Genomic DNA, 17174 nt, shown 5'->3' on the forward strand with positions numbered 1-17174 from the left:
CGATCCGGAGCCAAAGAAACACAAGAATTAGAAAACGAGAGGAGCGAAGCATGAACAAGTCCACCTTGGCCCTGGCCGTGGCCGTTGGGGTTTTGGCGCAGCAGGCAGGCGCCGCCGGTTTTATCGAAGACAGCAAGGCTACCTTGGGTCTGCGTAACTTCTACATCAACACGGATAACCGTGATTCTGCGGCCACCGTTAATAAAAACGAAGAGTGGGGCCAAGGGTTTGACCTGCGCTTCACTTCCGGCTACACCCAGGGCACCGTCGGCTTCGGTATCGATGCCATCGGCCTGCTGGGTATCAAGCTGGATTCAGGTGGCGGCACCAATGGCGCCTCCAACAATAGCTACGGCGGCACTGTGTTCCCGAGCAAGTCTAACGGCGAGGCGGTGGATAACTTCTCTAGCCTGGGCCTGACTGCCAAAGCCAAGATCTCCCAGACCGAGCTGAAGCTGGGCACCCTGCAGCCAAAACTGCCGGTCATCGTAACCAACGATGGTCGCCTGCTGCCGCAAACCTTCCAAGGCGGCCAAGTCACCTCGAACGAAATCAAGGACCTGACGCTGATCGGCGGCCAGATCGAGCACGCCAAAGGCCGTAACTCCAGCAACAACGAGGAGTTGTCCATTGCCGGTGCGAACGGTCGTACCGCAAGCGGTCGCGACAGCAACAAGTTCATCTACGGTGGTGGTGACTATAAAATCACCAAAGACCTGACCGCCCAGTACTACTACGGCAACCTGGAAGACTTCTACAAGCAACACTTCCTGGGTCTGGTGCACAACTGGGCCATCGGCCCGGGCGTACTGAAGTCTGACCTGCGTTATTTCAACAGCCGCAGCGACGGCGCCAATGGCAATGACTCCACCTACTACACCACCGGTAATTACAACGGTGTTGCCAGTGGTAAAGGCGAAGTCGATAACAACCTGTACAGTGGATTGTTTCTGTATACCGTTGCAGGTCACACTTTCGGTGGCGGTTATCAAGTCAGCAATGGCAGCAGTGACTTCCCTTGGTTGAACCAAGGTGATGGCTCGTCGGCTTACCTGACCACTGACATGCAGATCGCCAAGTTTGCACGCGCAGGCGAACGTACCTGGCAAGCGCGTTACTCTTACGACTTCGCCAAAGTCGGGGTGCCCGGCTTGACCGCGGGTATGATTTATCTGCGTGGCAATAACATTGATACCGTCGGTTCTAATGGTAATGAAAATGGTTCTGGCCGTTCCGAGTGGGAACGTGACATCACCGTCGGCTACGTCGTACCGGAAGGTCCGCTGAAGAACGTTGGCGTGATGTGGAAAAACGCTACCTGGCGCAACGACGTCCCAGGTCAGCGTGACCAGGACGAAAACCGCCTGATCGTCAGCTACTCGCTGCCACTGCTGTAAGCAGCGCGTTCGCCTGATAAAAAAGCCCCGCCCGGCATCGCGCCGGTCGGGGCTTTTGCGTTTTCTGAAGAGGGTTCTCTTAGCGCTCCCGCCGCTACGGTGCAGACTCCGCCGCGTCCTTACGCAGAATGAATGCGCTGAACGCTAGAAAATCATCCAAATGTCCGGTAATGATCGCGACCATGATTGGCAATTGCAGGGCTTGGTAGTCATGCACGGCGATATTCCTGAAACCCACCATGTTCTTCAGGTTTTTCACCAGACCTTCTTTCATCCAGCCACCTTGAAAAAGCAACTCGAATGTATCGCGGGCACTTTGCGGGACACCCAGTCGCTCACGGCGAATCAAATGCTGCCCCATATCCAGTGCCGCTTCACACGCCCGCTGGATGTTCAGGACTGCCGAATCCTGGCGAGTGAAATCGGTTGCAAACGTAGCGGGATCTTTCTCGTACTCCTCCCGCACCCTGGCGACGCAACGCTCGATACTCGCTGCTTTATTGATCAGCACGTCATCGGCCATACACACTGCCTTCTTCCTGGATATCCTTGAGCAAACCTGCCCGAGCCTCATCGAGCGCTGTTTTTTCGCTGAGAACAAAACACTCGAACAACCCCGCCTGTACGTCTCTGGCCCAGAGCCGCTGACCTCGAGTCACGATCTGATACTGCATAACGGTCGTTGCCCCGCGTAGATCGATCAGATCCACCGGACTGCCCGCGATATCCGCCAAATCACCTGAAAGCTGCCATAACGACACAGGATCGACTTCGCCGGACAAAAGCACAGCCAAATCGACATCGCTGCCAGGCCCGGCGGTGCCCTGTGCATGGCTACCGAACAGGTAAACCGCCAGCAGTCCAGGGAGGTGATTTTGCAGATGTGTCAGCAAGGCTTGAGTGTTCATGCTGCCTATCCTAGCCGCTCGTCCTGAAATCGCGTCAATAATTTCCGTAGTGTGGGTACAAAGCAAAAAAAGCCCCGCCCGGCATCGCGCCGGGCGGGGCTTTTGCGTTTCCGAGTCAGGCCCACCCCTGTAGCCCTTCTCGAAACTTCTCCTCTTTTCAGCAACTCGAGGCCTTCTCGAACCTCGCTGGCGATCTTGTGCCGGTATGCAAAGCGATGCCAGTGAACAGTTTTTTATATTCACTATTGATCTAGATAAATGGATATTTATTCTTTTTAAATCAATCGAAACGGGTGCAGAGTTGGGCTCACAACAACCTCATCCAGGAGCCGCACCATGAGCCTCAGACTCGGCGACATCGCCCCCGATTTCGAACAGGATTCCAGCGCCGGCAAGATCCGCTTCCACGAATGGCTCGGTGACAGCTGGGGCGTGTTGTTTTCCCATCCGGCGGATTTCACACCCGTGTGCACCACCGAGCTGGGTTTCACCGCCAAGCTCAAGGATGAGTTCGCCAACCGTGGCGTCAAGGCAATTGCCCTTTCGGTAGACCCGGTGGATTCGCACCACAAGTGGATCGAGGACATCAACGAAACCCAGAATACCGTCGTCAACTTCCCGATCCTGGCCGATGCCGACCGCAAGGTTTCAGACCTGTACGACCTGATCCATCCCAATGCCAACGACACCTTGACCGTGCGTTCATTGTTTGTGATCGATCCGAACAAGAAGGTCCGGTTGACCATTACCTATCCAGCCAGCACCGGTCGCAATTTCCATGAGATCTTGCGGGTAATCGACTCCTTGCAACTGACCGACAATTACAAAGTCGCCACCCCGGCCAACTGGCAGGACGGTGACGAAGTGGTGATCGTGCCGTCGCTCAAGGACGAGGATGAAATCAAGCAGCGCTTCCCCAAGGGCTACCGCGCCGTGAAGCCTTATCTGCGCCTTACCCCGCAACCCAATCGCTGATGCAACACTGAACCTGTGGGAGCGAGCAAGCTCGCTCCCACGCCAATGAACTGTGCACCAAGGGTTTTGGCCGTTTCGACGGCCTTTTTTATTGCTTGGAAAAAAGCTCCTTGTATATATCCAAATAGAATAACCAAATGAATAAATATGATTTAAAGATATATTGATCCCCTGTTATGGTTTGTCCCGTACAGCGAGATCGCCTACTGCGAATCGCACGTGACCTTTAAGGAATGCTTGGCATGTTGGTCGTCTCACTCGGTGGCAGTCCCAGCCAGCGCTCCCGTTCCGGGGTACTGCTGGAACGCTCGCAACGCTGGTTGCAGCGGCAAGGTGTCGAGGTCGTGAGCTATCAGGTGCGCGATTTCCCGGCCGAAGACCTGCTCCATGCCCGTTTCGACAGCCCGAAGGTCGTCGACCTGCTCCAGCAAATCGAAAACGCCGACGGCCTGTTGATCGCCACACCGGTATACAAGGCCTCTTTCTCCGGTGCGTTGAAGACCGTGCTTGACCTGCTGCCTGAGCGCGCCCTGGCCCATAAGGTGGTGTTGCCCATGGCCACCGGCGGCAGCATCGCTCACATGCTGGCGGTGGACTACGCCCTCAAGCCGGTGCTTTCGGCGCTCAAGGCCCAGGAAATGCTCCACGGAATTTTTGCCGAAGACAGCCAGATCGCTTATGGCGAAGGCAGCGCCCAGGCGCAATTGACGCCGGCCTTGCAACAACGTCTGGATGAGGCGCTGGAACAGTTTTTCAGCGCCATGGCCCGCCGGCCCAAGCCGCTGGACCCCGCTGTATTGAATGAACGTTTGTTGAGTGCTCGCTGGAGCATTTGAACGCTACTTACCCAGATTCAACTCACCTTACTCAGCCGCTAACGGCCAAGCAGGTGCAGCCAAAACCCCACAGCAAAAAGGAGAGCGCCATGCGCACTGTCATTTTGCGTCGCGGGCTGGTCGCACTGTTTGCTGCGGCTGTGTCCTTCGGCGCCATCATCCAGGCTCAAGCCGAGACCTTGCGGATCGGTTATCAGAAATACGGCACCCTGGTGCTGCTCAAGGCCAAGGGTTCGCTGGAAAAACGTCTCGCTGCCCAAGGCGTGGACGTGCAGTGGACTGAGTTCCCCGGCGGCCCGCAACTGCTCGAAGGCTTGAACGTCGGCTCCATCGATTTCGGCGTGACCGGCGAAACTCCACCCGTGTTTGCCCAAGCAGCAGGCGCCGATCTGCTCTACGTCGCCTACGAACCGCCAGCCCCCACCAGCGAAGCCATCCTGGTGCCCAAAGGATCGCCCATTCAGTCGGTGCAAGACCTCAAGGGCAAGAAAGTCGCGCTGAACAAAGGCTCCAACGTCCACTACCTGCTGGTGCGGGCGCTGGAAGATGCGGGTCTTGAATACACTGATATCCAGACGGTTTTCCTGCCGCCGGCCGACGCCCGCGCTGCGTTCGAACGTGGCAGTGTCGACGCCTGGGTCATCTGGGATCCGTACCAGGCAGCCGCCGAGCAGCAGTTGCAGGCCCGTACCCTGCGTGACGGCAAGGGTATCGTCGACAACCATCAGTTCTATCTCGCCACCAAGCCTTATGCGCAAAAAAATCCGCAGGTCATTACGGCCCTGGTGGAAGAAGTGCGCGCCGTGGGCGAATGGTCCAAGGCCAATCCTGAAGACGTGACGCAGCAGGTTTCGCCACTGCTCGGGCTGCCTGCCGACATCACGCTGACCTCGGTGAAACGCCAGGGCTATGGGGCATTGTTTCTCACGCCAGAAGTCGTCGCGGCGCAGCAGAAAATCGCCGACAGCTTCTACCAGCTCAAATTGATTCCCAAGCCCTTGAGCATCAAGGACGTGATCTGGACGCCGCCGGCGGCCGTTGCGAAAGCCCAGTAATTCGACTTCTTTAGGAGACCACTCCATGAGCCTCAATATCTTCTGGTTCCTGCCTACCCACGGCGACGGCCATTACCTTGGCACCGCCGAAGGCGCCCGCGCCGTTGACCACGGTTACCTGCAACAAGTCGCCCAGGCGGCGGATCGACTGGGTTTTGGCGGCGTGCTGATCCCCACCGGCCGCTCCTGCGAGGACTCCTGGCTGGTGGCTGCGTCATTGATCCCGGTAACCCAGCGCCTGAAATTCCTCGTGGCCCTGCGCCCCGGGATCATTTCCCCGACGGTGGCGGCGCGCCAGGCTGCGACCCTGGACCGCTTGTCCGGCGGCCGCGCGCTGTTCAACCTGGTGACCGGCGGCGACCCGGATGAACTGGCCGGCGACGGTCTGTTCCTGGATCACGAGCAGCGTTACCAGGCGTCGGTGGAATTCACCCGTATCTGGCGCCGGGTCCTGGAAGGCGAGACCGTGGATTACGACGGCGAACATATAAGTGTGAAAGGCGCCAAGCTGCTCTATCCACCGATCCAGCAACCGCGTCCGCCGCTGTATTTCGGCGGCTCGTCGGAAGCTGCCCAGGACCTCGCCGCCGAACAGGTGGAAATGGTGCTGACCTGGGGCGAGCCGCCAGCGGCCGTTGCGGAAAAAATTGCCCAGGTGCGGGCCAAGGCCGCGAAGCTGGGACGCACCGTGCGCTTTGGCATTCGCTTGCATGTGATCGTGCGTGAAACCAACGCCGAAGCCTGGCAAGCGGCCGACCGGCTGATTTCCCACCTGGACGACGACACCATCGCCCGTGCCCAGGCGTCCCTGGCGCGCTTCGATTCGGTGGGCCAGCAACGCATGGCCGCCCTGCACGGCGGCAGTCGCGACAAGCTGGAAGTCAGCCCCAACCTCTGGGCCGGTGTCGGCCTGGTTCGCGGCGGTGCCGGTACAGCGCTGGTGGGCGATGGTCCGACCGTGGCGGCGCGGGTCAAGGAATATGCTGACCTGGGCATCGACACCTTCATTTTCTCGGGTTACCCACACCTGGAAGAGTCTTATCGCGTGGCAGAGTTGCTGTTTCCGCACCTGGACGTGGAGCGTCCGGAACTGCCGAAGAGCCAGGGTTACGTAAGCCCGTTCGGTGAGATGGTCGCCAACGACATCCTTCCCAAAGCCGCGTCCCAGAGCTGAGGCGGCCATGAAGAAAATCATCCACAACCTGGCGCCATGGGCGGTGCCGCTGCTGTTGCTGGCGGTCTGGCAACTGTCGGTGTCGGCCGGCTGGTTATCCACACGGATCCTGCCGGCACCGGTGGCGGTGATCGAGGCGGGGGTGAACCTGGTGCGCAGCGGCGAGATCTGGACGCACCTGGCGATCAGCGGTTGGCGGGCGGCGGTTGGCTTCCTGATTGGTGGCGGCATTGGCCTGGCGCTGGGGTTCATCACCGGCCTGTCGAAATGGGGCGAACGCCTGTTGGACAGTTCGGTGCAAATGGTCCGTAACGTCCCGCACCTGGCGCTGATTCCACTGGTGATCCTGTGGTTCGGCATCGATGAGTCGGCGAAGATTTTCCTGGTGGCCCTGGGCACGTTGTTCCCGATCTACCTCAACACTTACCACGGGATTCGCAACGTCGATCCGGCATTGGTCGAGATGTCCCGCAGCTACGGCTTGTCCGGCTTCAACCTGTTCCGGCAAGTGATATTGCCGGGCGCCTTGCCATCGATCCTGGTGGGCGTGCGGTTTGCGCTGGGCTTCATGTGGCTGACGCTGATCGTGGCGGAAACCATCTCTGCCAGCTCCGGCATTGGCTACCTGGCGATGAATGCCCGGGAGTTCTTGCAGACTGATGTGGTGGTGCTGGCGATTCTTCTGTACGCGGTGCTGGGCAAATTGGCCGACCTCGCAGCCCGAGGGCTGGAGCGGGTCTGGCTGCGCTGGCATCCGGCTTATCAAGTGAACAAGGGAGGTGCCGCATGACCGCCCAACAACCTCCGCGCCTGCTGCGAGGCATTCCGCTGGCAGTGCGAAAGCTGCAAAAGACTTTCGGCTCGCGCCAAGTGCTGCGTGATATCGACCTGCATATCCCGGCCGGGCAATTCGTCGCCGTGGTCGGTCGCAGCGGCTGCGGCAAAAGTACCTTGCTGCGTTTGCTGGCCGGCCTCGATCAACCCACCGACGGCCAGTTGCTCGCCGGCTCGGCACCGCTGAGCGCGGCGCAACAGGACACGCGGCTGATGTTCCAGGAAGCGCGTTTGCTGCCCTGGAAAAAAATCATCGACAACGTCGGCCTTGGGCTCAAGGGCAACTGGCGGCCGCAAGCGTTGCAGGCACTGGAAGCCGTGGGCTTGGCCGACCGCGCCAACGAATGGCCGGCGGCACTGTCCGGTGGACAGAAGCAGCGAGTGGCCCTGGCCCGCGCGCTGATCCACCAACCGCGCCTGCTGTTGCTCGACGAGCCGTTGGGCGCGCTGGATGCCCTGACCCGCATCGAGATGCAGCAGTTGATCGAAAACCTCTGGCAACAACACGGGTTTACCGTGCTGCTGGTGACCCACGACGTCAGCGAAGCGGTGGCGATTGCCGACCGGGTCATCCTGATCGAGGACGGCCAGATCGGCCTCGATTTGCTCATCGACCTTCCACGTCCCCGGGTTCGCGGCTCGCACCGCCTGGCGGCCCTGGAAACCGAAGTCCTCAACCGTGTGCTGTCCTTGCCCGGCCAACCGCCGGAACCCGAACCCGTTTCACCCTTGCCCACGCAACTGCGTTGGGCGCAGTGAAGCAGCGGCAAGCTTCAAGTTTCAAGCGGCAAGTCAAAGCGAATCGGCTTTTGCTTGCAGCTTGTAGCTTGCCGCTCATTTCGACCCCAGGAGAAATCGTATGACTATCAAAGCCATCAACGTACGCAACCAGTTCAAAGGCACCATCAAGGAAATCGTCGAAGGCGACGTGCTGTCGGAAATCGACGTGCAGACCGCCTCCGGCATTGTCACTTCGGTCATCACCACCCGCTCGGTCAAGGAACTGGAACTGGCCATCGGCAGCGAAGTGATCGCCTTCGTCAAATCCACCGAGGTGTCTATCGCCAAGTTGTGAGCGATGTTTTACCCACAGCCCCGGACGGCGCGAGCCCTTCGGGGTTTTTGGGTTTTGAGGCGACCTGCGAATGGGCTTTGTTGAGGTTGGAGGGGGCTGCTGCGCAGCCTAGCGGGAGCAAGCTCCCTCGCCACGAGGCAGTTGCTGGGTCAGGGGGCATCACGCTTGGGTAAATATGGCGGCAGGTACAGCCCCAGGTATGCGTCGAATACTCGCATCCCTTCTTCGGCCATGCGCGGCGTAATCTGGTTGTGCTGCTGCACCGAGCGGGCGTAGACCCGGTCGCCCAGTTCCATGGCCAGGGCGAACACGTCGACGTCCTTGGGCAACGCCGGCAACTCGAAGTGGCGGTCGAAGAGTTTGTGCATCAGGTCGCCCAGCTCAAGGTCGTGCTGGCGGTCGGCTTGGGTGACTTCGGTCAGGCCGTGCTGGGCCAGGATGAGTTGGCGAGCGGCGGCGTCTTGGCTATAGATGGCAAGCACGCGCTGCTCCACCAGCCGTGACAGATCGCTCCAATGGTTCAGCGCCCCATGGTCGATCGGTGCTTGCAGGCAGGCCCGGAACGCAGCGTGGATATCGGCGGTGAGGGCTTCGAGCAGGGCCGGGACGCTGGCAAAGAAGTGGTACACCGATGAGGGCGGGATCCCGGCACGCTCGGCAACGCTGTAGATCGACAGGCTAGTCACACCTTCGGCCGCAAGCAGCGTACGGGCGGCATCGAGAATCGAGTCGATCCGGGCCTGGCTGCGTGCGCGAGGTTTGCGAGGGGTGGCGATGCGCGTCATGGATGTCTCCTGCGGGGCTGGCGGGCATTGTACGCAGAGCGAGGGGAGGGTCCATAGCAGCCCTAATGAACAAAGGTATTCCCGTGGCGAGGGAGCTTGCTCCCGCTGGGGTGCGAAGCAGCCCTCAAAACAGCCACTGCAGTGTATAAGGTCGATCGCTTTAGCCTGTTGGGGCCGCTGCGCGGCCCAGCGGGAGCAAGCTCCCTCGCCACAAAGGCTGATGAGTGCCCATAAAAAACGCCGCGGCCTTTTAGGGCCGCGGCGTTGTTTTTTTACTGCAACCGCTTAAACGGTATGCAGGTACCAGTTGTATTCAAGGTCGGAAATGGAGTGTTCGAATTCCTCCAGTTCACTTTCCTTGCAAGCCACGAAGATATCGATGTACTTCGGATCGATGTACTTGGCCATGACTTCGCTGTCGTCCAGTTCGCGCAGGGCATCGCGCAAGTTGTTCGGCAGGCTTTGCTCGTTCTGCTCGTAGCTGTTGCCTTCCACCGGCGCGCCGGGCTCGATCTTGTTGGTCAGGCCGTGGTGCACGCCTGCCAGCACGGCGGCCATCAGCAGATAGGGGTTGGCGTCGGCACCGGCGACACGGTGTTCCAGGCGTACGGCGTCGGCGGAGCCGGTCGGTACGCGCAAGGCTACCGTGCGGTTGTCCAGGCCCCAGGTCGGCGAGTTCGGCACGTAGAACTGTGCGCCGAAACGACGGTAGGAGTTGACGTTCGGGCAGAGGAAAGCCATCTGCGCGGGCAGGGTCTCGAGCACACCGCCGATCGCGTGACGCAGCGCGGCGTTCTGCTCGGGATCCTCGCTGGCAAAAATATTCTTGCCGTCCTTGTCCAGAATCGAAATGTGCACGTGCAGACCATTGCCCGCCTGGCCCGGATACGGCTTGGCCATGAAGGTGGTGTCCATTTCATGGTCGTAGGCGATGTTCTTGATCAAACGCTTGAGCAGGACCGCGTAGTCGCACGCCTTGATCGGGTCAGCCACGTGGTGCAGGTTCACTTCGAACTGCGCCGGGGCACTTTCCTTGACGATGGCGTCGGCGGGGATGCCTTGCTCCTTGGCCCCTTCCAGAATGTCCTGGAGGCAATCGACATACTCGTCGAGGTCGTCGATCAGGTAGACCTGTGTCGAGTGCGGGCGTTTGCCGGAGATCGGCGAGCGGGGCGGTTGTGGGCGTCCATTCACGTTCTCCTGGTCGATCAGGTAGAACTCAAGCTCGAATGCGGCGCAAATGGTCAGACCCAGCTCATCGAACTTGGTCACCACCTGGCGCAGCACTTCACGCGGGTCGGCGAAGAAGGGCTCTCCTTCGAGTTCATGCATGGTCATTAACAGTTGCGCGGTAGGGCGCTTCTGCCAAGGCTCATTGCACAGGGTGTCAGGGATTGGATAGCAGATCCGGTCGGCATCGCCGATGTCCAGACCCAGGCCGGTGCTTTCCACCGTAGAGCCATTGATATCCAGGGCAAATAAAGAGGCCGGCAGGTTGATGCCTTTCTCGTAAACCTTGTGGAGGCTGGTGCGTTCGATGCGCTTGCCGCGCACCACACCATTCATATCCGCAATCAGAAGGTCAACGTACAGAACCTCAGGATGTTCCTTAAGGAACGCGTTCGCTTCGTTAAGCTGAACGGCACGCGGGGGTACCGACATGATGCAACACCTTTGTTGTTAAAAATATCAATCATTGATCTCTTCGAAAGCCAGTCAACCCGAACGGCATGCCGAAGTCAAGCAGGGCCTTTTTTGCCCTAAAAAAGCACCTGTGGGGCTTTTTTGAGGCAATTTAGGGCGTTTTTTTCCCTTTGAGGGTCTTGGCGCCCGCAGGCTTGAGCGGGCCGTGTTGTATTTTTTACGGGGGTGTTGTGTAAAAAAATGAACAAGGCTAAGCTCGATTCAAACCCATAACAGCAATAATACCGGGGTGCTTCATGTCTCGCCTGCCGTTAATCGGCGTCACCACCTGCTCCAAGCAGATGGGTCTGCATGCTTATCACATCAGTGGCGATAAATATTCCCGGGCTGTCGCGACAGCCGCCAGGGGCCTGCCCATACTGATCCCGTCCCTGGCGGATCTGTTTGCACCGTCCGATATTCTGGACGCCCTGGACGGTATTCTCTTTACCGGCTCTCCTTCCAATGTAGAACCTTTTCATTACCAGGGCCCGGCCAGCGCGCCAGGCACAGCTCATGATCCTGCTCGGGACGCCACCACCCTGCCGCTGATCCGCGCCGCTGTCGATGCGGGCGTGCCGGTGCTCGGTATCTGCCGGGGGTTCCAGGAAATGAACGTAGCCTTTGGCGGAAGCCTGCATCAGAAAGTTCATGAAGTCGGAACCTTTATCGATCACCGCGAGGACGATACTCAGCCGGTGGATGTCCAGTACGGTCTGGCGCATGCCATGCATATCCTGCCAGGCGGTATCCTGGCGAACCTGGGCCTGCCCGAGGAGATCGCCGTCAATTCGATCCACAGCCAGGGTATCGAGCGCCTGGCTCCGGGCCTGAGGGCCGAGGCAGTGGCGCCGGATGGCTTGATCGAGGCGGTTTCGGTTATACAAGGCAAGGCTTTTGCTTTAGGTGTGCAATGGCACCCCGAATGGGCGGTAAGCTCTAACCCGCACTACCTTGCGATTTTCCAGGCATTTGGCGATGCCTGCCGAGCAAGGGCAATACAACGCGACGCCGATGCGTCAAACAACGCCTGACGACTAATAGCAGTCAGGAAACTCACGCCTAGAGGCATTTATGAGTAACAACCTCGACCAGCTCACCGATTGGTTGAAAGACCATAAGATCACAGAAGTCGAATGCATGATTGGCGACCTGACCGGTATCACCCGGGGCAAGATCTCGCCGACCAACAAGTTCATCGCCGAAAAAGGCATGCGCCTGCCCGAGAGTGTTCTGCTGCAGACCGTTACGGGCGACTATGTCGAAGACGACATCTATTACGAACTGCTCGACCCGGCCGACATCGACATGATTTGCCGCCCGGACGAAAACGCCGTTTTCCTGGTGCCCTGGGCCATAGAGCCCACCGCGCAGGTCATCCACGACGCCTACGACAAGCAGGGCAACCCCATCGAGCTGTCGCCGCGCAACGTGCTCAAGAAAGTGCTCAAGCTCTACGCCGATAAAGGCTGGCAGCCAATCGTCGCGCCGGAAATGGAGTTCTACCTGACCAAGCGCAGCGACGACCCGGATTTCCCGCTGCAACCGCCCGTGGGCCGCTCCGGCCGCCCGGAAACCGGTCGCCAATCCTTCTCGATCGAAGCGGCCAATGAATTCGACCCGCTGTTCGAGGACGTCTACGACTGGTGCGAATTGCAGGAACTGGACCTCGATACGCTGATCCACGAAGACGGCACGGCGCAGATGGAAATCAACTTCCGTCATGGCGATGCGCTGTCCCTCGCCGACCAGATCCTGGTGTTCAAGCGCACCATGCGCGAGGCGGCGCTCAAGCACAACGTGGCCGCTACCTTCATGGCCAAGCCCATGACCGGCGAACCGGGCAGTGCGATGCACCTGCACCAGAGCATCATCGACAAGGAAACCGGCAAGAACGTCTTCTCCAATGAAGACGGGACCATGAGCGATCTGTTCCTGCACCACATTGGCGGTTTGCAGAAATTCATCCCCGAGCTGCTGCCGCTGTTCGCCCCGAACGTCAACTCGTTCCGCCGCTTCCTGCCGGACACTTCGGCGCCAGTGAACGTGGAATGGGGCGAAGAGAACCGCACCGTTGGCCTGCGGGTGCCGGATGCCGGGCCGCAGAACCGTCGGGTGGAGAACCGCTTGCCGGGCGCCGACGCCAACCCCTACCTGGCAATTGCCGCGAGCCTGCTGTGCGGCTTCATCGGCATGGTCGAAGGCATCAACCCGAGCGCGCCGGTGGTGGGCCGTGGTTACGAACGTCGTAACTTGCGCCTGCCGCTGACCATCGAGGACGCGCTGGAGCGCATGGAGAACAGCGCCACCATCGAGAAATACCTGGGCAAGAAATTCATCACTGGCTACGTCGCGGTCAAGCGGGCCGAGCATGAAAACTTCAAGCGCGTCATCAGTTCGTGGGAGCGGGAATTCCTGCTCTTCGCCGTCTGAAGCGCCGGGCGAGGCTGCTTCAGGCAGCTTCGCCCTCACCGATAAAAGGAGAATTCGCATGACCCGCAATAACCCGCAGACCCGCGAATGGCAGGCCCTGAGCAACGATCATCACCTGGCGCCATTCAGCGACTTCAAGCAACTCAAAGAGAAAGGCCCGCGCATCATCACCCACGCCAAGGGCGTGTACCTCTGGGACAGTGAAGGCAACAAGATCCTCGACGGCATGGCCGGTCTCTGGTGCGTGGCCGTCGGTTACGGCCGCGAAGAACTGGCCGACGCCGCCAGCCAGCAGATGCGCGAGCTGCCGTATTACAACCTGTTCTTCCAGACCGCCCACCCGCCGGTGCTGGAATTGTCCAAGGCCATCGCCGACATCGCGCCTGAAGGCATGAACCATGTGTTCTTCACCGGGTCTGGCTCCGAAGGCAACGACACCATGCTGCGTATGGTCCGCCACTATTGGGCGATCAAGGGCCAGCCGAACAAAAAAGTCATCATCAGCCGCAAGAACGGTTATCACGGTTCGACCGTGGCCGGCGCGAGCCTGGGCGGCATGACCTACATGCATGAGCAGGGCGACCTGCCAATCCCGGGTATTGTCCACATTGCCCAGCCTTATTGGTTTGGCGAAGGCGGCGACATGAGCCCCGAAGAGTTCGGCGTATGGGCGGCCAATCAGCTGGAAGAGAAAATCCTCGAGATCGGCGTCGACAACGTCGGCGCCTTCATCGCCGAGCCGATCCAGGGCGCGGGCGGTGTGATCGTGCCGCCGGACAGCTACTGGCCGCGCATGAAGGAGATCCTCGCCAAGTACGACATCCTGTTCGTGGCCGACGAAGTGATCTGCGGTTTTGGCCGCACCGGTGAGTGGTTCGGGACCGACCACTACGGGTTGAAACCGCACATGATGACCATCGCCAAGGGCCTGACTTCCGGTTACATCCCCATGGGTGGGCTGATCGTGCGCGACGATGTGGTCGAGGTACTCAACGAAGGCGGCGACTTCAACCACGGGTTTACCTACTCCGGTCACCCGGTGGCGGCGGCGGTGGCCCTGGAAAACATCCGCATCCTGCGCGATGAGAAGATCATCGAGCGCGTCCGCGACGAAACGGCACCCTATTTGCAGAAGCGTTTGCGGGAACTGAACGATCATCCGCTGGTGGGTGAAGTGCGCGGCGTCGGTTTGCTGGGGGCAATCGAACTGGTCCAGGACAAAGCCACGCGCAAGCGCTACGAAGGCAAGGGTGTGGGCATGATCTGCCGGCAGTTCTGCTTCGACAACGGGCTGATCATGCGCGCGGTGGGCGACACCATGATCATTGCGCCGCCGCTGGTGATCAGCAAGGCCGAGATCGACGAACTGATGACCAAGGCGCGGCACTGCCTGGACCTGACGCTCAGTGCGTTGCAAGGCTAAGTGCTAGGCTCTGAGCGGGGCGCTTTCAACGGCCTCGCCCGGAGCGAACAAAAGGCTGGGCTTGTGTTGAAAGCCTGGCCTGTAACTTGCCAGACTACCGCAGTTCAAGTTGCCCGCGAGCCGGCTACTGAACGTGGCTAAAAAGAATAACTGGAGCATCATCCATGAAGGCATTAGGTATGAAGATAGCTGGCAAGACTCTCCTGGCCATGTCCCTGATGGGCGCGATGGCGGGCGCCGTTCAGGCGGACAATAAAGTGCTGCACGTCTATAACTGGTCCGACTACATTGCGCCGGATACCGTGGCGAAGTTCGAGAAAGAGTCGGGGATCAAGGTGGTCTACGACGTGTTCGACAGCAACGAAACCCTGGAAGCCAAGTTGCTGGCCGGCAAGTCCGGTTATGACATCGTGGTGCCGTCGAACAACTTCCTGGCCAAGCAGATCAAGGCCGGGGTCTACCAAGAACTGGACAAGTCGAAACTGCCGAACTGGAAAAACCTCGACACCGACCTGCTCAAGGCGGTGGGCGATGCCAGCGACAAGGGCAACCAGCATGCCTTCCCCTACATGTGGGGCACCATCGGCATTGGCTACAACCCCGAGAAGGTCAAGGCTGCACTGGGCGTCGACAAGATCGACTCCTGGGATACCCTGCTCAAGCCGGAAAACCTCGCCAAGCTCAAGAGCTGCGGCGTGAGCTTCCTCGATTCGCCAACCGAAATGATTCCGGTGGCGCTGCACTACCTGGGCTACCCGACTGACAGCCAGGATAAAAAGCAACTGGCTGATGCCGAGGCCCTGTTCCTCAAGCTGCGTCCTTCGATCGGTTACTTCCACTCCTCCAAATACATTTCGGACCTGGCCAACGGCAACATCTGCGTGGCCGTGGGTTACTCGGGTGATATCGAGCAATCCAAGAGCCGTGCGGCTGAAGCTGGCGGCAAAGTGAAAGTGGCCTACACCATTCCGAAGGAAGGTGCCGGTTCGTTCTATGACATGGTCGCCATTCCCAAGGATGCCGAAAACGTCGAGGCCGCTTATAAGTGGATGAACTTCATCATGCAGCCGGAAGTCATGGCGGAGATCACCAACAACGTGCGCTTCCCGAACGGCAACAAGGCCGCCACCGCCCTGGTGGACAAAGACATCTCCGGTGACCCAAGCATTTACCCATCGGACGAAGTGAAGGCGAAGCTGTACGCCATCAGCGATTTGCCACCGGCCACCCAGCGGCTGCTGACTCGCAGCTGGACCAAGATCAAATCCGGTAAATAAGCCGGCGTGAAGCAGTCCCCTGTTGTCGCCTTCTGCGCGACGGCGACAACAGGGGCAATTAAATAATTAAAAGTTTTGCTGGATCGGTTTATCGAGGGTAAGTTGCGCGCCGGTTTTGTTGCAGGGCTCACCATGGCCAGGTAACGGGGGCAACTTGGGCCCAACTATTTAGAGGACCTCCACGTGCCAGTCTTTTCTTTGTTACGCAACGCTTTGCTGGTGGGTGCCGGCCTGACGCTCGCTGTCAGCGTCCAGGCCGCTTCCACCGTGCATATTTATAACTGGTCGGACTACATCGGCGAGACCACCCTGGCGGATTTCGAAAAAGCCACCGGCATCAAGCCGGTGTATGACGTGTTCGACTCCAACGAAACCCTGGAAGGCAAGTTGCTGGCCGGCCGTACCGGTTACGACGTGGTCGTGCCGTCCAATCACTTCCTGGGCAAGCAGATCAAGGCCGGAGCGTTCCAGAAGCTCGACAAGGCGCAATTGCCCAACTACGCCAACCTCGATCCCGCGCTGCTCAAGCGCCTGGAAAGGAACGATCCGGGCAACCAGTACGCCGTGCCTTATCTGTGGGGCACCAACGGCATCGGTTACAACGTCGCGAAGATCAAGGCGGTCCTGGGTGTCGACAAGATCGATTCGTGGGCCATGCTGTTCGAGCCGGAAAATATCAAGAAGCTGTCCAGTTGCGGTGTTTCGTTCCTCGACTCGGGCGACGAGATGATTCCGGCGATGCTCAACTACCTGGGCCTGAGTCCCAACAGCGAAGACCCTGAAGACTACAAGAAGGCCGAGGCCCAGCTCCTCAAGATCCGGCCTTACGTGACCTACTTCAACTCCTCCAAATACATCTCCGACCTGGCCAATGGCGAGATCTGCGTGGCCGCCGGTTTCTCCGGCGATATTTTCCAGGCCCGGGCGCGAGCCAGTGAAGCCGGCAAGGGCGTCGAAATCGCCTACGTGATTCCCAAGGAAGGCGGCAACCTCTGGTTCGACATGCTGGCGATTCCGCGCGACGCCACCAACGTCAAGCAGGCTCACGCCTTCATCAATTTCCTGCTCAAACCTGAGGTCATCGCCCAGGTCAGCGACACCGTCGGTTATGCCAACCCCAACCCAAAGGCTGGTGAACTGATGGACCAGAAAGTACGCACCGACGAAGCGGTTTATCCACCGCAAGCGGTCGTCGACAAGCTTTATGTCAACTCAGAGTTGCCGCCCAAGATCCAACGACTCATGACCCGCAGCTGGACCAAGGTCAAGTCGGGTAAATAACGCTGAACGCTCTAATCAAGGTTCGTCCGCGTGGGGCG

The 17174-nt window shown here is 59.4% G+C and carries 17 protein-coding genes; 13 read left to right on the forward strand and 4 right to left on the reverse strand.

What is annotated here, in order from left to right; translation table 11 throughout:
- Positions 1-50 precede the first annotated feature (50 nt).
- The gene (locus AD663_RS01470) at positions 51-1397 is read left to right on the forward strand and encodes an OprD family porin (RefSeq protein WP_003177384.1); all 1347 of its coding nucleotides are present in this window, start codon (positions 51-53) and stop codon (positions 1395-1397) included.
- A gap of 94 nt (positions 1398-1491) precedes the next feature.
- Here the strand turns inward: AD663_RS01470 and AD663_RS01475 are convergent, their stop codons facing one another.
- A complete protein-coding gene (locus AD663_RS01475) occupies positions 1492-1920 on the reverse strand; it encodes a DUF86 domain-containing protein (RefSeq protein WP_003177385.1) in 429 nt (142 codons plus the stop codon).
- The gene (locus AD663_RS01480; RefSeq protein WP_003177386.1) at positions 1910-2305 is read right to left on the reverse strand and encodes a nucleotidyltransferase domain-containing protein; all 396 of its coding nucleotides are present in this window, start codon (positions 2303-2305) and stop codon (positions 1910-1912) included. The genes AD663_RS01475 and AD663_RS01480 overlap by 11 nt, the downstream gene beginning before the upstream one ends.
- Before the next feature lie 336 nt (positions 2306-2641).
- Between AD663_RS01480 and AD663_RS01485 the strand changes: the two genes are divergently transcribed.
- The 7 genes from AD663_RS01485 to AD663_RS01515 all read left to right on the forward strand — a co-directional run bounded on the left by AD663_RS01485 (position 2642) and on the right by AD663_RS01515 (position 8254).
- Entirely contained in the window at positions 2642-3280 is a 639-nt protein-coding gene (locus AD663_RS01485; RefSeq protein WP_003177387.1) for a peroxiredoxin, read from the forward strand.
- A gap of 242 nt (positions 3281-3522) precedes the next feature.
- On the forward strand, positions 3523-4116 hold the full coding sequence (gene ssuE / locus AD663_RS01490; RefSeq protein WP_003177388.1) for an NADPH-dependent FMN reductase: 594 nt from the start codon (positions 3523-3525) through the stop codon (positions 4114-4116).
- Between the two features lie 89 nt (positions 4117-4205).
- On the forward strand, positions 4206-5171 hold the full coding sequence (locus AD663_RS01495) for a sulfonate ABC transporter substrate-binding protein (RefSeq protein WP_003177389.1): 966 nt from the start codon (positions 4206-4208) through the stop codon (positions 5169-5171).
- Positions 5172-5196: 25 nt separating this feature from the next.
- Positions 5197-6345 carry an FMNH2-dependent alkanesulfonate monooxygenase gene (gene ssuD / locus AD663_RS01500; protein ID WP_003177390.1) on the forward strand — a complete coding sequence of 383 codons (1149 nt, stop codon included), beginning with the start codon at positions 5197-5199 and terminating at the stop codon, positions 6343-6345.
- 7 nt (positions 6346-6352) lie between these two features.
- Positions 6353-7135, forward strand: a complete 783-nt coding sequence (ssuC, locus tag AD663_RS01505; protein WP_003177391.1) for an aliphatic sulfonate ABC transporter permease SsuC — start codon at positions 6353-6355, stop codon at positions 7133-7135.
- Positions 7132-7938, forward strand: a complete 807-nt coding sequence (gene ssuB / locus AD663_RS01510; protein WP_053213140.1) for an aliphatic sulfonates ABC transporter ATP-binding protein — start codon at positions 7132-7134, stop codon at positions 7936-7938. Before ssuC ends, ssuB begins: the two co-directional genes overlap by 4 nt.
- A 100-nt stretch (positions 7939-8038) precedes the next feature.
- A complete protein-coding gene (locus AD663_RS01515) occupies positions 8039-8254 on the forward strand; it encodes a molybdopterin-binding protein (RefSeq protein ID WP_003177394.1) in 216 nt (71 codons plus the stop codon).
- Between the two features lie 149 nt (positions 8255-8403).
- Here the strand turns inward: AD663_RS01515 and AD663_RS01520 are convergent, their stop codons facing one another.
- Together AD663_RS01520 and AD663_RS01525 are read right to left on the reverse strand one after the other, a co-directional pair.
- Positions 8404-9039 (reverse strand): TetR/AcrR family transcriptional regulator, encoded by a 636-nt coding sequence (locus AD663_RS01520; protein ID WP_003177395.1) that lies wholly within the window; start codon positions 9037-9039, stop codon positions 8404-8406.
- A 285-nt stretch (positions 9040-9324) separates the two neighbouring features.
- On the reverse strand, positions 9325-10701 hold the full coding sequence (locus AD663_RS01525; protein ID WP_003177396.1) for a glutamine synthetase family protein: 1377 nt from the start codon (positions 10699-10701) through the stop codon (positions 9325-9327).
- 278 nt (positions 10702-10979) lie between these two features.
- Between AD663_RS01525 and AD663_RS01530 the strand changes: the two genes are divergently transcribed.
- The 5 genes from AD663_RS01530 (at position 10980) to AD663_RS01550 (ending at position 17136) form a co-directional block, all read left to right on the forward strand.
- Complete coding sequence (locus AD663_RS01530; RefSeq protein WP_003177397.1) at positions 10980-11756, forward strand: gamma-glutamyl-gamma-aminobutyrate hydrolase family protein; 777 nt, start codon at positions 10980-10982, stop codon at positions 11754-11756.
- A 40-nt stretch (positions 11757-11796) separates the two neighbouring features.
- A complete protein-coding gene (locus tag AD663_RS01535; protein ID WP_003177398.1) occupies positions 11797-13155 on the forward strand; it encodes a glutamine synthetase family protein in 1359 nt (452 codons plus the stop codon).
- Positions 13156-13213: 58 nt separating this feature from the next.
- Positions 13214-14578 carry an aspartate aminotransferase family protein gene (locus AD663_RS01540; protein WP_053213141.1) on the forward strand — a complete coding sequence of 455 codons (1365 nt, stop codon included), beginning with the start codon at positions 13214-13216 and terminating at the stop codon, positions 14576-14578.
- A gap of 179 nt (positions 14579-14757) precedes the next feature.
- Positions 14758-15855, forward strand: coding sequence for a polyamine ABC transporter substrate-binding protein (locus tag AD663_RS01545; protein ID WP_033045876.1), 1098 nt, complete (start codon positions 14758-14760; stop codon positions 15853-15855).
- 183 nt (positions 15856-16038) lie between these two features.
- Positions 16039-17136, forward strand: a complete 1098-nt coding sequence (locus tag AD663_RS01550; protein ID WP_003177401.1) for a polyamine ABC transporter substrate-binding protein — start codon at positions 16039-16041, stop codon at positions 17134-17136.
- The last annotated feature ends 38 nt before the right edge of the window (positions 17137-17174 follow it).

The organism is Pseudomonas sp. Q12-87 (genome assembly GCF_001269755.1).
In the GTDB taxonomy this organism is placed as follows: domain Bacteria; phylum Pseudomonadota; class Gammaproteobacteria; order Pseudomonadales; family Pseudomonadaceae; genus Aquipseudomonas; species Aquipseudomonas fluorescens_S.